This window comes from Lacihabitans sp. CCS-44, from assembly GCF_024343735.1.
Taxonomy (GTDB): Bacteria; Bacteroidota; Bacteroidia; order Cytophagales; family Spirosomataceae; genus Leadbetterella.
Window position 1 is genome coordinate 93157 of record NZ_RJUE01000003.1, and the last position, 15018, is coordinate 108174.

Here is a 15018-nt window from a genome sequence, read left to right on the forward strand (position 1 = left end):
ATAATTAAGTTTTATCGCTAACTTAGACTTAGTGAATTTAAAATTTGGTTCTAAGACAAAAAAAAACTGCATTTTGCGAAAAAACATTCAGCCCAAAATATGAAGCATACAATAACTTGCAAAAATCTGTATACAGGAACACAGAAGGCAGAAAATCAGTCAATTACAATCTCCAATGGCAGAATAGAATCTATTGGGGTTATTGAAAATACCACGGCTTTTGATTTCGAAAATTTAGCCCCCGCTTTGATAGATCTACATATAAATGGTGGCGAAGAGTATCATTTTACACATTTACCCAATGCGGAAACACTAAAAGATATTGAGTTTTCTGCAAAAAAAAATGGAGTGGGATATGTATTGCCGACACTTATCACATCCTCAATTGAAAATATATTTGAGGGACTTTCGGCTATAAAAAACTATTGTTTGACCAATACAGACTCCGGAATTTTGGGTATGCACCTCGAAGGGCCGTTTATTTCTGTAAAGAAACGAGGAGCTCACCTAGAAAAATACATCAAGATTCCTGATGAACAAACACTGAGAGAAATCCTTGATTTTGGTGGCAAGCACCTCAGAATGATTACCGTTGCACCTGAAAACTTCACAAACAATCAACTCCACATGTTATTAGAATCGGGCGTAAAGGTGTCTTTAGGACACTCTGATGCAAGTTTTGAAAGGTCTCAAGAGGCGTTTGGATTAGGAATAAACTTAGTAACTCACTTATTCAACGCCATGTCTCCATTTAATCACAGAGAACCTGGACTGGCTGGAGCTGCATTAGCAAATGAAAACGTTTTTACGCCAATCATATTAGATAATGTCCATGTGGCTTTGGAGGCCTCAAAACTAGCATTTAAACTAAAAAAAGATAAATTATTTCTAATTTCTGATGCACTGTTTCAAAACCACAAGAAGCAAAACTTTAATTGGGATGAATTTGATGCATTCCTTCAAAATGGCAACTATATGAACTCCGATGGTAACCTTGCCGGAGCAACAATTTCTATAGCTGATGCTGTAAAAAATGCAAAAGAATGGCTAAAAATAGACACAAAAGATGCTATTCGGATGGCTACATCTACTCCAGCTAAGGTCATAAATGAAACAATTGGTAATATCGAGATTGGCAATAGAGCTAAGTTCTGTTCATTTTCAAGTAATTTGGATAATTTTACCTATATAGAATATTAATTTTCATATTTTTTTGAAAATTCTGTAATATCTTTTTTTTCAATATTTACAATAAAAACCACTCAATACTACATTAATTTTTGGAGGAAAATATTTTTGGAATAATTATTGATTAAACCAAATGAGAACTTACTCATTTTAAGGCATTAACCGCTGAATAAAAAACTGAAAGTGTGTTAATAGAGCCATCTTTAAAAATCTAGCTTTGTGCTTTCATTAATAAAATAAACCCAAAGCACTGGTCAATGGGTGATTCTTAATAATATAAAAATGAAAGCTAGGATTATTACACTCATAATGCTCTTCCTAAACCACTTTGGTTTCACCCAAATTGTGGTGAATGAGATTATGGCGTCAAATTCTAGCATCATAAAAGATAACTCTGGGGCATATTCTGATTGGATTGAAATCTATAACGCTGGCAATTCGATAGTTGATTTGAACAATTATTTTTTGAGCGACAACCCCGAAAAGGTTGATAAATTTCAACTAAAAAGCAATTCAGGAAATCTTCAAATTAACCCTAAAGGTTTTTTAATTCTTTGGTGCAGTGGTTTTCCTTCAAGAGGAGAAAACCATGTTTCCTTCTCATTATCATCCGATAATGAAACCATTATACTTTCAAATCCCGAATTGAAAATTATTAATCAGGTAGACTTCAAAAATCAACGAAAAGATATAGCTTATGGTAGAACTGTAGATGCTGGAACAGACCTGAAGTATTTTCAGGAACCGAGCCCAAATAAAACAAACAAGGGAATTGCCACTTATTTAGGAGCATTAAGTACACCTATTTTTTCTAAAAAAGGTGGATTTTATGACAATGCTTTTACCCTCAATATTACTCATGAAGACCCCACGGTAAGATTAATTTATACAGAAGATGGCTCCATTCCGGACGCATCAAGTCTTAGTGGTAAAACTTATTCTTACAAAAATCAATACGCCGAATTGCCAGGACAGTCAAGTGGGTCACTTTTGACAGGTACATTCAAGAGCAAAATATTTCAAACGGCGATTGAAATAAAAAATAAAAAAGACATACCTAACAAATTAAGTAAGATATCGTCTACATGGCATTATTCTCCCTATTATTTTCCTACTTTTCCTATTCCTAAAGCCACTGTGATAAGAGCGGTAGCCACCAAATCAGGATATTTAAATAGCGAAATAGTTACTGAAACTTATTTTCTGGATAAAAATCAAAGCAAAAACCCCGAATTCGATATCATTTCACTGAATATCCAAGAAGATCATTTGTTTTCATTCGAAAATGGAGTCTACACCGCAGGGAAACTTTTTGAAGAATATAGGATTAAGAATCCAAGTTCGATTTCTGATTTTTGTACCCCCGGAAACTTCACAAATGAAGGCGATCTTTTCGAAAAACCCGTAAATTTCGAACTATTTAGATCAGAAAAGCAAGCTGTAAATCAAAACATTAGCTTTAAAATCCATGGTGCTTGCTCTAGGTCAATTCCTTATAAAAGTATCCGACTATACGGCAAAAACAACTTTGACGAATTTCCTTTTTTTCAGGGACAACCTGATCTAATACAAGACAATTTCATTCTTAGAAACTCAGGAGATGACTATACTGGCACTTTAATAAGGGATGTTTTTGTACATGATTTGGTATCTCACTTAAATTTCGGAAGCCAAAAAACGCAGCCTTCTGTAGTTTATATTAATGGAGAATACTGGGGTATCCAAAACATCAGAGAACGGCTAGACAAATATTATCTAAACAAGCACTATGGAGTAAACTTAGAAAATATTGATTTACGAAAAGTCATTTGGAACGGTCCTGATGAAACCGAATATGGTGACGACATCCATTACAATAAAATGATTGACTTTATAAACAACAATGACTTAAGCAATAATCAAAACTATGAAATAGCTGTATCATTTCTTGACCCAGAGAGCTTGATAGACTATCAGATAGCAGAAATATTTGTGGGAAATATAGACTGGCCACAAAACAACGTAAGACTTTGGAGAAACAAAACGCCAAACTTTGCACCCTTTGCTCCTTATGGCTTGGATGGGAGGTGGCGATACTTATTTTATGATGCAGACAAAAGTTTGGGAATGATAGTAAATGCCCAACATGATGCTCTTGAAATAGCTTTAGAGAAAGCAGAGAACAGTATTTTTAAAGCCTTTATAAAAAATCAAAATTTTAAAAAAAGGTTTATACTTAGGTTTCAAGATCACTTAAATACGACCTTTGATAAAGCAAATTCGCTTAAAATATTTAACACATTAACTAAAAGATATGGCCCTGAAATACCTAACCATTTGAGTAGGTGGAACACGGTCAGTAATGTTTCTCAATGGGAAGCCAATTGTAAGGTAGTAGAAAAATACCTAACCGAACGTCCTGAAAGCACGAGACAGTTTTTGAAAAATAGTTTCGGACAATTCAATGAAAAAACATTGAATGTAGCTTCAACTGACAACTCAATGGGTTATATCAGAGTGAATTCTATAGATATAACTGCCGAACAGCCTGGCGTGTTTCTAAAAAACGATGGTTCATGGGAAGGGAAATACTTTAGTGAGATACCTTTTACTATCATAGCCAAACCTTTAGCTGGTCATAGATTTTTATACTGGGAGCATAATACCCAAAAATTAACAGACAGCGTATTGGTCATATTTTTAAACGAAAACCAAAACTATACAGCCTACTTTGAGCAAATCGCTTTAGCAGATGAAAACAATATACCTCCTACTTCACTTGCAGACTGCGGTTATTTCTTGAAAGAGTGGAGTTCGTTTTCAGCAAAAGGTAGTTCACCACCAAACGCAAAATTTGTTTTCCTAAATCAAAAAGACCCTCCACTGAATTCAAAAATTGCAGGATTCACTTCTGGCGAATACAACCATTTGAATCGTTCGAGGGTAGTAGGTAGAGAAAAAGAGGGAATATCATTTGTAAATACAGGAGGGCCATCTGAAAACGAGGGTTATCCTTTTGGACAATTAGGAGGTTTAATAATCGCCACAAATACAATAGGTATTGATTCAGCATGGGTTTCTTGGACTGCAAAAACCATTGTACCTGGAGACCGTAAGTATGGAATAAAATTACTTTACAGAATCAACGTAACCGACGACTTTAAAGAAATAGACCTTAAAACTTCTTATACAGGAAAAGCCACAGTAGGCCATTCATCAACTTTCGAAAGAATAGCCTTACCGAAAATCACTATAAACCAACCATACGTTCAGTTTTTTTGGAAATACTATTATACTGGAGAAGGGAAAAGTGGCACCAGAGATGAATTGGGTTTGGACGATATTATTTTTGAAACCAATCTCGATGAACCTATAATTAAACCTAGTAGCAACCTAACTGGTTCGATTACGGAAACCTACAGCAACTTAGCAAATACAAATAATTTTAATATTGAGAGCAGCAGTTTTCAGATTATATCAGATAATTTCTCAAATATTAGACCAAAAAAGCCAGCCATTAGTTCGCAAAAAACAGAAATATGTGGAACAGAAAAACTACTGCTTAGAGCAAATGGTTGCACAAACGGAACCATTTTTTGGTCAAATGGTGATATGGGAAGAGAAATAACTGTTACCGAAGGCAGATACTATGCTTATTGCAGTGCCAGCTGCGGAATTTCTGAAAACTCAAACACATTACAGATATCTAGAGTTTCAAAAACCTCTGCTCCACAAATTGAAGCTAGTAAAGACAAAATATGCATTGGAGAATCCGTTACACTAAGAGCAAACTTCTGTTCGGGGCAAGTTTTTTGGTCGAATGGGTTATCCGGAGAAAAAATAATCGTAAAACCCGATCAAAATTCAAGTTACACAGCCAATTGTTTTTCAAATCAATGTAATAGCGATGAGTCCTTAATAAAAAAAATAAACATTGGGCCTCCAAATAAGCCAAAAATAAAGATTAGCTCGCCGCATATTTGTGTTGGTCAGACTGTTTATTTAACTGCAGAAAATTGTGATGGAATGGTGGAATGGTCTAATAATATAAGTGGTGAAGTTTTAAAATTAGTAGCAGAAAAAAAAGGCGAGTTAATATTTAGAACGAGGTGCAAGGCTATTGGTGGAGATTGTTTTGGAGATTGGTCAGATCCTGCATACATCAAGGTGAACGAGCCTGAGTCAGCACCTAATACATTGGCAGAACTTATCTATGACTGCTCAGACCCAAAAATTGATTTAAAACAGGCTATTTTGGACAGTATCAAAGCAGATAATATTTTATATGTCTTTCATAATTCCAATAATTTCACTGGAAGCCCAGTTTCGACAACAAAAAATATAGTTCCGGGTGCATACTATGTTTATAAAAAAACCACGGAGGGCTGCACATCCCTAGCATCAAAAATAAATGTGCGGGCAGGTGAGTGCAATAAAACCATTATAGAAAATGACATAAAAAACTCTGCTGACTTGGTCATAGAAATTGTAACTCCGAAAACTACATTCGGCAAAGAAGAAGAAATAGAACTTGAACTAAAAATTAAAAATCAGGGCAAAATCAGAGCATCCAACATAATCGCCGAGGTGGACATCCCATGGAACTTCGAATACATAAAAAATAGCAGTATCGGAAAGGATATAAACCAAAAAATACTATTCAATATATCGTCATTGAGCATTGGTAATGAATCTAAAATAAAATTTAAAATAAAAGCTAATCAGATCGGATTGAGTATTATTTCATCTAAAATATTAGGTTTCGATCAGAATGATCCTGACCTCAAAAATAATAGTTATCAACTCACTCTTAACTCACTGAACAACGTAGGACTGAGCATATCTGAGGGAGAAACAAAGTCTATTACTAATGACTTGTTTGAAAAAAGCATCGATGTATTTATAGAGAATTTAGGAGAGGAGGACGTTTCTCCCATACAATTAAACCTAAACCTAAACAAAGCCTTTGGAAATGGTGCAAGTTTCAGCTCAGAAAACTTGAAAATTGAAACCGAGGATCGATTTGCAATAAACAAAGACTACACAGGAAAAGCTGAAAACTCAGAAATATTAATCGACAGCTTAAGTATATTAAAGTCAAAGTCAAAACAAAGAATTAGAATAATTTTCAGAATAGACTTGAGCAAGTCAGACAAAACAGAATTTCACTTAAATGGCTTTCTATTTTCTAAAGAAAAATTGCTCGATATCTCTACAGAAGGACAAAATCCTGACCCAGACAAAGATGGCAATTTTACAAACAACCATGAATCCACTGTATTAAGATTTGATCAATCTTCAAACTTAAGTAGCATTGCGGCTTCGCAAACGATAGTAGATTCAACAAAAACCAATGCCTATAATCAAAGATTCACTTTCATGGTATTGATAAAAAATATTGGCAAAACTGACTTGAAAAATATAAAAATAATCAATAACCTAGCTGAAAGTTTTGGCAAAGATGTTTTGATAAATAAAATTGGAAACGCTTCGGTAAGTAAGACCTCTTTATTAAATATAAATAAAGATTTTGACGGAATCCAGAACATCGATTTATTGAGTCCAAATGAAAGTTTCAGCATGAAACCATCGCAAATAGATACGCTATTTTATACCATAAACATCAATTACCAAGAGATTGAAGGACCCTTTTTCCATAACGTTACAATCTCTGCACAATCCAACAATGGGCAAACTGTAACAGACACTTCTAACAATGGTTTTCAGATTATTCCGCAATACTCCGACCCAACTATTATCAATCTTGCTCATAGCTATAGAGACAAAATAATAGTAAATGGTGGTTTTTCACCTAACAACGATAAAATAAACGATGAACTAACGATATTTATACCAAATGGTATTGTGTTGGAGTTTCTAGAGATTTACAATCGTTGGGGAGTCAAAATTGCTACATTTGATGATACAGACAAAGTGGGTAATCACATAAATTGGAGTGGGGTTGGTGGCGACGAAACTAAGAAATACAATACTATGGATGGTACTTACTATTATGCACTAAAAGTGAAAAATGACAATAAAATCTATTCAGACTTTATCACTATAAAAAAATAATCTAAAATATTTGAATTGAATGGTGATTTGATAAATCAAAAAAGTATTTTTGAATATCAACAGTTTTTAATTTTCATTATTTTCTGAAAAAATAATATATACAAATATTATAATCTAAAATGAACATAAAACAAACAATATTAAAAGCATTAATTTTGCTACAAAAAGGCGATTGGGAATCTGCACATAACGTAGCACAATCTAACGAGGGGCATCCAGACTATGACCGATTACATGCATTACTTCACAGAATTGAAGGTGACGAATGGAACGCAAAATATTGGTATAGAAGATGTAAGATTAACTTTCCTGATATTTCTACCGAAGAAGAAACCTCTCTGTTAATTGAAGCGTACAGCTAAACAAAAAAATAAATCCCCGAAAACTTCAGGGATTTATCATGACAAAAAAATATAACGTTTGGGGAAATCCTTAAATAAATTGATCTTCTAACTCGCTGAGCGTTAAAGCCCAAGCATCGGCCACTCCTTTATAAACCACAGCTCCGTTTACAACGTTAAGTCCTTTTTTGAGCTCTTCGTTTTCGGTACAAGCTCTTTTCCAACCTTTGTTGGCCAACTGTAATACGTAAGGCAAAGTGGCGTTGGTCAAAGCCAAAGTAGAAGTGTATGGCACAGCACCCGGCATATTTGCAACACAATAATGAACCACTTCGTCAATAACAAAAACAGGATCTTCGTGAGTTGTAGGTTTGCAGGTTTCTATGCACCCACCTTGGTCCACCGCCACATCTACCACTACAGTACCTGGTTTCATCAACTTCAGCATGTCTCTGGTTATTAAATGTGGAGCTTTCGCACCAGGAATCAACACGGCACCTACTACCAAATCTGCGTCTTTTACAGCTTCCTTGATATTGTATTCGTTTGAAAGTATGGTAGTTACATTGGCCGGCATTATATCAGACAATTGTCTGAGTCTATTCAAACTGATATCCATTATCACCACTCTAGCTCCTAAGCCTGCGGCCATTTTGGCTGCTTGTGTACCTACTATTCCACCACCCAAAATCAAAACTTTTCCTGAAGGCACACCCGGAACACCTCCAAGAAGAACTCCTTTACCTTTTTGTGGCTTCTCAAGGTATTTAGCACCCTCTTGTATGGCCATTCTGCCCGCCACTTCCGACATCGGAATCAGCAAAGGCAAAGATCGATCTATTTTCTCGACAGTTTCGTAAGCCAAACAAACTGCACCGCTTTTGATCATGGCATGTGTAAGTGGCTCAGAAGAGGCAAAGTGAAAGTAAGTAAATACCAATTGGTCTTTTTTGATGAGACCATATTCCGAAGAAATGGGCTCTTTCACCTTTACTATCATTTCGGCTTTTTCATAAACCTCCTCGATAGTATCTAAAATAGTGGCTCCAGCTGATATAAATTCAGCATCCACAAAACCACTGTTAAAACCTGCATCTTTTTGAATAAAAACTGTGTGACCAAACTTAACTAGTTCCATGACCCCAGCTGGAGTCATGGCTACTCTGTTTTCGTTGTTTTTTATTTCTTTTGGTACCCCGAGAATCATGTAGTTTGTTGAGAATGCATTGCGACGTGCCGATGCTTATTGTTTTTGAAATGTGGAACAAAATTATATTATAAAGAATATTTTTGTGCATAGAGCATCAAAATAAGAAAATAACCATTAATTTTACTTCAAAAACAGAATATTTTACGATTATTTAAAAATATTAATAAGAAAAAAGAAATATTTTCGGATGAAGATTAAGATAGACGACATAGACAAAAAGATTTTAATGCTTTTGCAACACAATTCTACGCTGACTTACAAAGAAATTGCTCAAAAAATCAACCTTTCTCTCAGTCCGGTTCATGACAGAATCAAACGTTTAGAACAAGAGGGAGTGGTAGAAAAATATGTGGGAATACTTAACAAAAAAATGTTGGGTGTAGGACTTACTGTATTTTCACAAGTTACACTCATTCGGCAAACACGCGAAGTTTCTCAAATATTTGACATCTCCATAAAACAACTTCCAGAGGTAGTGGAGTGCAATTTCGTTTCAGGAAGTTTTGATTATCTATTAAAAATAATTGTGGCAGACATGGAAGCCTACCACAATTTTCACCAAATGAAGCTTTCTACCATTGAAGGAGTTTCATTGATAAACTCCTTTTTTGTAATGTCGGAAGTAAAGAGTACAACCGAGATTATGCTTTGAAAGACTCATTTCAAAGCATTGGAATTTCTAAAAACCAAATCCAGTAGATTTGACCAATAACCAGTAACGAATTAACCAGTCACCAAAATCAATTCCCGCAATCTAACCAATCATAATCCTCATCAATCGGCTGACCATCTGGGGCAATAAAGAACGATTTTTTATCGGCAGTTGCGTCTGTACTTTTTATTAGTTTATCCATATAAATTCCAAAACCACCGAGAATAGCCTGATTTTTCGCAAAATAAGTCTCTATATCCTTCAATTCTGCCATCACATTGCTTTTTGCTTCCAGATTGACCACCGCATCGTTGGCCAGTTTTTTGAGTTCTGTTACATACATTTCGGCTACTACTCTTTTTATTTGACCTAAATAATTATTTTTAGAAAGGCTTTCATTCTTTATAATTGAACTCGTCATTCTGGTAAGAACTTCTGAAAACGGCGGCAAAGTTTTATCATAAATCTGCTGAGTGGCCAGCCTAGAGGCTCTTCTCGGCTCCAGCATCAAGCTCAGAGTCAATTGTGCGGCACTTTCGGCAGGAGAAAGTACATCAAAACTCATTCCTGTGTGACGTTTAAAGGTCTCTTTTGGATTGGCTGGATATCTAAAAGGTCTAGGGGGAATAAGTGTCAACAGTTGCTTCGGAACGGCCAAAAACTCTGGCTGAATAGTTTCCAAGAGCACAGAAAGGCTTTTCCTCTGTGCAGCAGCATCTACAGGCACATAAGTTTTCTGCAAATCTCCATTGAGGGCATTGGTATAGAAGGCTCCACCAATGGCTTTTGAAGCGGCCTGCACCTGATATCTGTGAAACATGTACATTGGCACAAAAACCTCCTCCAAAGTAGTCATTGGGGCATTTTGAGGTATTTTTTTCTCATCAAAATTCTTCAAAACATGATTTCTCAATTCCATGAGACGCTTAAGTTCGTCAGTGGCATCTCCACCATTATCCCAAAGGTGGGTTTGCGGATGCACCGAGCCGTCTGGTCTGGCATCTTGATCGGTCAAAAACTGTTGGTTTTTGCGAAACATATTCTTCACTATTCTCTCCAGCTCTGCCTTTTCATCCACATTTTTAGGGAAATCCTGGTAACCCCAAGTAATGGAGGTTTTGTCATAATCGCCAATGCCCATGGCATAAGCCTCTGACAAATCAACTTTTCCATTGTTCAAAAAAACCAACGGATGCGGATAATCCATTACCGAAGCACGGCCTTGTATACTCGAAATATAATTGTGCGGTAAACCCAACGTATGGCCGATTTCGTGAGCCGATAGCTGCTTGAGCCTATCCAGAGCCAATTTATTCATCAAAGAATCGCTTTTTCCAGGACTAAAATCTCCTGCCAAACCCTGAGCCAACATATAATCTTGTCTCACTCTTAATGAGCCCAGCGTAACTTTTCCCTTCAAAATCTCACCAGTACGGGGATCAATTACGCTCATTCCATAAGACCACCCTCGCGTACTGCGGTGCACCCATTGAATCAAATTGTACCTCACATCCATTGGGTCGGCATCTGCAGGTAGCATTTTTACTTGAAAAGCGTTTTTATAACCCGCTGCCTCAAAAGCTTGGTTCCACCAAGTGGCACCTTCGAACAAAGCCGAACGGATAGGTTCTGGCACTCCTGAATCTAGATAATACACAATCGGTTCTACCGCCTCGCTCACAGCGGCAGAGGGGTCTTTTTTCTGTAATCTGTGTCTAGAGGTAAATTTCTTTATAATTGGCTCATTGATCGGCGATGAATAATCGTAAAATTCTATACCGCCATATCCGATTCTCGGGTCGTATTCTCTAGGTTTATAACCCGGCTCGGGCAATTTCACAAAAGAATGATGCTGGTGCATCGTCACAAAATCGGTGTTCGGAGCTACTTCTGACAAATAGCTTCCTGCTCCACTCCCACCAAGTGTTATGACTGCCTGAAACTCTGTATTTTTTGGAAAAGACTTACACATAGGTGCATAAATCCCTGATCTCGAGAGGTCAAAATTGTAAGTTCCTTGTTTGGTGCTGGCAATATCTTTGGCCGCTCCCAGTGCATCTCTTAGCAAAAAAGGTGTGAAATCAATCAAGAAAACACCATCAGTACTTTTCAGAATTTCAAACCCAAAAAGAATTGATTTTGCAAAAGACTCATCAACCGCTTTCTTTTCCAAAGGATCATTTGTAATGGCTCTGAATTTATAATTCGGCTCCATCATCATTATTTTGTTGCCCAATCTCTCAAACTTTAAAATGTGTTCGTCACTCAAACGGCCTCGGTCAAGACCGATGTCGTTAGAACCCAAACCTTGAGCTAAGCTAGGATAATACAAAAATTCCTGACCTAAGTCTTTGACTTCCAGGAAGACTTTCCCTTTGGCTTCGTTCCAATAGAATGTAAAAAAGCCTTCTATTTTCTTTGCATCTTTCAGTTGACTATCAACATCTTGAGCAAAAGTAAACAGAGGTATAAATAAAACTAAAATGATGAAGCGTACATTTTTTTTCATTGGTATTTGGTTAGTTTATTTGATGTAATTTTTCTCACCGACATTGACCTCGGTATTTATGAAGTTTTCTTTTGGAGGTATCGGACAAATGTAAGATTCGGTGTAAGCACAGTAAAAATTCCTGGCTTTATTAAAATCTATTGTGATTTTTGTACCATCTAGGTCATCTTTAGGGATGTTTACATATCTGCCTCCACCGTAAGATTCCTTTCCGCAGGTTTTGTCCGTAAATGGCAAAAGATAATTGGTTTCTTCTTCAAAAATCAGAACTTTAATTTTCTGGCCTTCTTTCTCAAAAGTGGCCTCTCCAGCAAGCTTTGCACTTACTTTTGATGAATCCGTCATGTTCATGCTAAAGTCCAGGTTAGCTTTTGAAGGCACAAAATCCGCCTCCACTATCCATTGTTCATTGGGTTCAAAGAAATCAAAAGTACCTTTTTCCTTTATTGGGCTGTCTTCCATGTTTTGGAGGTTCTCCTTGTAAGTTTCAAACTCCTTGTGTGTTATGTCATGGTAAGTAGGTGTTCCAGAAAGCGAATAAACGATTATCCCCAAAATACCCAAAGCCGCCAATCCAATAATAAATTTATTCATGAACTTAAAAAATGATTATTTTTGTAAATCATAAAATTAGTAAAATAGACCAAACGGTAAAACTATTGGGTCGATTTAAATAACCAGAAATAGATGTTTACAGGAATAGTAGAGAGCAAAGCACAATTAGTAGAAATCAATCCCAATCAGAGCAATATCAGTTTTGTGTTCGAAAGCGAGCTCACCAGTGAGTTTAAAGTGGATCAAAGTGTGAGTCATAACGGTGTTTGTCTAACTATTGAGAAAATTGATGGCAAGAGATACCAAGTGACTGCCATTGAGGAAACTTTGTTAAAGACCAGTTTGGGTAATTTAAAAGTAGGAGATTTTGCAAATCTTGAAAGAAGCATGAAAGCCGATGCGAGATTTGATGGACATATTGTGCAAGGCCATGTGGATCAAATAGGTATTTGCAAGAAAATAACCGACCTCGACGGAAGCTGGCAAATAGATATTGAATATGACGAATCCGTTGGCAACATTACGGTCGAAAAAGGCTCTATTTGCTTCAATGGCATCAGTTTGACTGTTTTTAATTCGAAAGAAAACGGTTTCTCGGTAGCCATTATACCTTATACTTGGATACACACCAACATGCATACAATGAAAGAAGGCGATACCGTGAATCTTGAATTTGATATCGTGGGCAAATACTTAGCTAAACTGCATAAGCCTTTTATTGGGAAAATGTAAAATCAGGACGCCATATCTTATTTTTACCAAAAATAAATCGCAAAAAGCGAGATTAAATTGCTGAGGAACTAAAATACTTCATTTGGTTTTTCGTATAAAAACAAATTACTTTGTCTTTTGATATAAATTCTAAAAAATGCCCAAATACAGCACCAATACTAAAACCGACGTTTTAATTCACCTGGCCATCATAGTTTCGATTGTTTTGGTTTTATTTTTTGGCTTTTTCTTTGTTTATCTTCCTTGGAGCACCAACCATGGGGATGCGGTTAAGGTGCCAAATTTGAAAGGTCTAAGTATGGATGCCGCTGAAGACTTACTCGACGATGCCGACCTCGATTATGAAATAAGCGATAGTGTATTTGTTTCTGGAGCTGAGCCACTTAGCATCATTGCCAACTATCCAAAATCTGGAGCAAACGTAAAAACTGGACGTAAAATATACCTTACAGTAGCTGCTGTTTCGGCTCCATTGGTAAAATTACCTAACATCATTGGACGCTCTACTTCAAGTGCTCAAAACCAATTACTTAGCTCAGGCCTTCTTTATGAAGGTGAAGAAAAAATAGCTGCTTTAGAAGAAAACACAGTACTAGCAGTAAAAATTAACGGCCGAGAAATACAACAAGGTGACGAAATACCGAAAGGTTCAAAAATAACATTTGTGGTAGGCGATGGATACGGAAACCAACGTATAGATGTGCCGAATGTAGTAGGAATGGCCCAAGATGAAGCAGACATTTTGGTTACAGGCCTAGGTCTTACAATAGGTAACGTTACGTTCGAAGTATCGGACAAACCAGCTGGAACAGTAATTAGGCAACAACCGTCGTCGGGTGTTGACGAAAAAATAAAAATAGGATCACCAGTGAATATTTGGGTATCGGGCGAGGCTCCTGACAATACGATTGACAATTAAAAAGAAAATATAATGAGCGAAAATTTTGATATTTCTGTAGACCAATTGCGTGAAATGATAGAGAGTGGTGAGCCATTCAATCTGGTAGATGTTAGAAATCCTGACGAATATGAAGAAGATAATTTAGGCGGAATTTTGATTCCTTTGGGTGACTTACCAGATAGCTTAGATCAGCTGGAAGCCATGAAAGGGCAAGATATTTATATCCACTGCAGAAGTGGTGCAAGAAGCGACAGAGCAAAGCATTTCCTGATTTCGGAAGGTTTCGAAAAAGTACACAATGTATTGGGCGGAATCATGTCTTACAGAGCTTCTGAATAATTATTTAAGTTTTTAAGCAAAAAAACGTAATAGGAATAAAATTCGGTTACGTTTTTTTTTGTTTTCAACAAATCAGTAATATTCTATTTTTTATTCTTAGAATCTATAATTATGGTTACTGGACCGTCATTTTCGATTGAAACTTTCATGTCAGCTCCAAAAATACCCGTTTCGATTCTTTTTCCCAATCCTTCGCTCAACATTTCTATCATTTTCTCATAAACTGGGACAGCCTGCTCAGGTCTGGCGGCTTCAATGAATGACGGTCGATTGCCCTTTTTGGTAGAAGCGTGAAGTGTAAACTGGGATATTAAAAGTATATTTCCGCCAATATCGGCGAGGTCTCTGTTCATTTTACCTTCCTCATCCCCAAAAACTCTTAGACCCAAAATCTTTTTTGACAACCACTCTACATCTTCACCAGTATCTGCCAAGCAGACGCCCAATAACACCAAAAATCCGTCCTTTATTTGACCTTTCACAAGTCCATCAATCATAACAGACGAAGACGTAACTCTTTGAATTACAGCTATCATA

At 36.5% G+C, this 15018-nt stretch carries 11 protein-coding genes; 7 read left to right on the plus strand and 4 right to left on the minus strand.

The genetic code is table 11. The annotated features are described in order from the left end of the window. The first annotated feature begins 99 nt into the window (after positions 1-99). From nagA to EGI26_RS03200, 3 genes are all read left to right on the plus strand, one after another. Positions 100-1200 (plus strand): N-acetylglucosamine-6-phosphate deacetylase, encoded by a 1101-nt coding sequence (nagA, locus tag EGI26_RS03190; RefSeq protein WP_255076299.1) that lies wholly within the window; start codon positions 100-102, stop codon positions 1198-1200. Between the two features lie 270 nt (positions 1201-1470). Further along, positions 1471-7242 carry a CotH kinase family protein gene (locus tag EGI26_RS03195; RefSeq protein ID WP_255076300.1) on the plus strand — a complete coding sequence of 1924 codons (5772 nt, stop codon included), beginning with the start codon at positions 1471-1473 and terminating at the stop codon, positions 7240-7242. Between the two features lie 155 nt (positions 7243-7397). Beyond that, on the plus strand, positions 7398-7604 hold the full coding sequence (locus tag EGI26_RS03200) for a hypothetical protein (protein ID WP_310587931.1): 207 nt from the start codon (positions 7398-7400) through the stop codon (positions 7602-7604). A 70-nt stretch (positions 7605-7674) separates the two neighbouring features. Here EGI26_RS03200 and ald read toward each other — a convergent pair whose 3' ends face one another. Then, entirely contained in the window at positions 7675-8790 is a 1116-nt protein-coding gene (gene ald / locus EGI26_RS03205; protein WP_255076303.1) for an alanine dehydrogenase, read from the minus strand. 190 nt (positions 8791-8980) lie between these two features. Between ald and EGI26_RS03210 the strand changes: the two genes are divergently transcribed. After that, the gene (locus EGI26_RS03210; protein ID WP_255076304.1) at positions 8981-9445 is read left to right on the plus strand and encodes an Lrp/AsnC family transcriptional regulator; all 465 of its coding nucleotides are present in this window, start codon (positions 8981-8983) and stop codon (positions 9443-9445) included. An 88-nt stretch (positions 9446-9533) separates the two neighbouring features. On the opposite strand, the gene EGI26_RS03215 is transcribed toward EGI26_RS03210, so the two are convergent. After that, positions 9534-11954 (minus strand): zinc-dependent metalloprotease, encoded by a 2421-nt coding sequence (locus EGI26_RS03215; protein WP_255076305.1) that lies wholly within the window; start codon positions 11952-11954, stop codon positions 9534-9536. A gap of 15 nt (positions 11955-11969) precedes the next feature. Next, on the minus strand, positions 11970-12548 hold the full coding sequence (locus EGI26_RS03220) for a DUF1684 domain-containing protein (RefSeq protein WP_255076306.1): 579 nt from the start codon (positions 12546-12548) through the stop codon (positions 11970-11972). 93 nt (positions 12549-12641) lie between these two features. Here EGI26_RS03220 and EGI26_RS03225 point away from each other — a divergent pair, with 93 nt between their 5' ends. The 3 genes from EGI26_RS03225 (at position 12642) to EGI26_RS03235 (ending at position 14481) form a co-directional block, all read left to right on the plus strand. Then, positions 12642-13241: a riboflavin synthase gene (locus tag EGI26_RS03225; protein WP_255076307.1), complete on the plus strand. Its 600-nt coding sequence runs from the start codon at positions 12642-12644 to the stop codon at positions 13239-13241. 136 nt (positions 13242-13377) lie between these two features. Further along, positions 13378-14160, plus strand: a complete 783-nt coding sequence (locus EGI26_RS03230) for a PASTA domain-containing protein (RefSeq protein WP_255076309.1) — start codon at positions 13378-13380, stop codon at positions 14158-14160. Between the two features lie 12 nt (positions 14161-14172). Continuing rightward, positions 14173-14481, plus strand: coding sequence for a rhodanese-like domain-containing protein (locus EGI26_RS03235; RefSeq protein WP_255076311.1), 309 nt, complete (start codon positions 14173-14175; stop codon positions 14479-14481). Between the two features lie 83 nt (positions 14482-14564). Here the strand turns inward: EGI26_RS03235 and dtd are convergent, their stop codons facing one another. Continuing rightward, positions 14565-15017, minus strand: a complete 453-nt coding sequence (dtd, locus tag EGI26_RS03240) for a D-aminoacyl-tRNA deacylase (RefSeq protein ID WP_255076313.1) — start codon at positions 15015-15017, stop codon at positions 14565-14567. Position 15018 lies beyond the last annotated feature (1 nt).

Excerpts from the sequence above, each read along its gene's own strand:
- EGI26_RS03220 (WP_255076306.1), bottom strand. The coding sequence starts at position 12,548 with ATGAATAAATTTATTATTGGATTGGCGGCTTTGGGTATTTTGGGGATA.
- ald (WP_255076303.1), bottom strand. The coding sequence starts at position 8,790 with ATGATTCTCGGGGTACCAAAAGAAATAAAAAACAACGAAAACAGAGTA.
- EGI26_RS03210 (WP_255076304.1), top strand. The coding sequence starts at position 8,981 with ATGAAGATTAAGATAGACGACATAGACAAAAAGATTTTAATGCTTTTG.
- nagA (WP_255076299.1), top strand. The coding sequence starts at position 100 with ATGAAGCATACAATAACTTGCAAAAATCTGTATACAGGAACACAGAAG.
- EGI26_RS03225 (WP_255076307.1), top strand. The coding sequence starts at position 12,642 with ATGTTTACAGGAATAGTAGAGAGCAAAGCACAATTAGTAGAAATCAAT.
- EGI26_RS03195 (WP_255076300.1), top strand. The coding sequence starts at position 1,471 with ATGAAAGCTAGGATTATTACACTCATAATGCTCTTCCTAAACCACTTT.
- EGI26_RS03230 (WP_255076309.1), top strand. The coding sequence starts at position 13,378 with ATGCCCAAATACAGCACCAATACTAAAACCGACGTTTTAATTCACCTG.
- dtd (WP_255076313.1), bottom strand. The coding sequence starts at position 15,017 with ATGATAGCTGTAATTCAAAGAGTTACGTCTTCGTCTGTTATGATTGAT.
- EGI26_RS03235 (WP_255076311.1), top strand. The coding sequence starts at position 14,173 with ATGAGCGAAAATTTTGATATTTCTGTAGACCAATTGCGTGAAATGATA.
- EGI26_RS03215 (WP_255076305.1), bottom strand. The coding sequence starts at position 11,954 with ATGAAAAAAAATGTACGCTTCATCATTTTAGTTTTATTTATACCTCTG.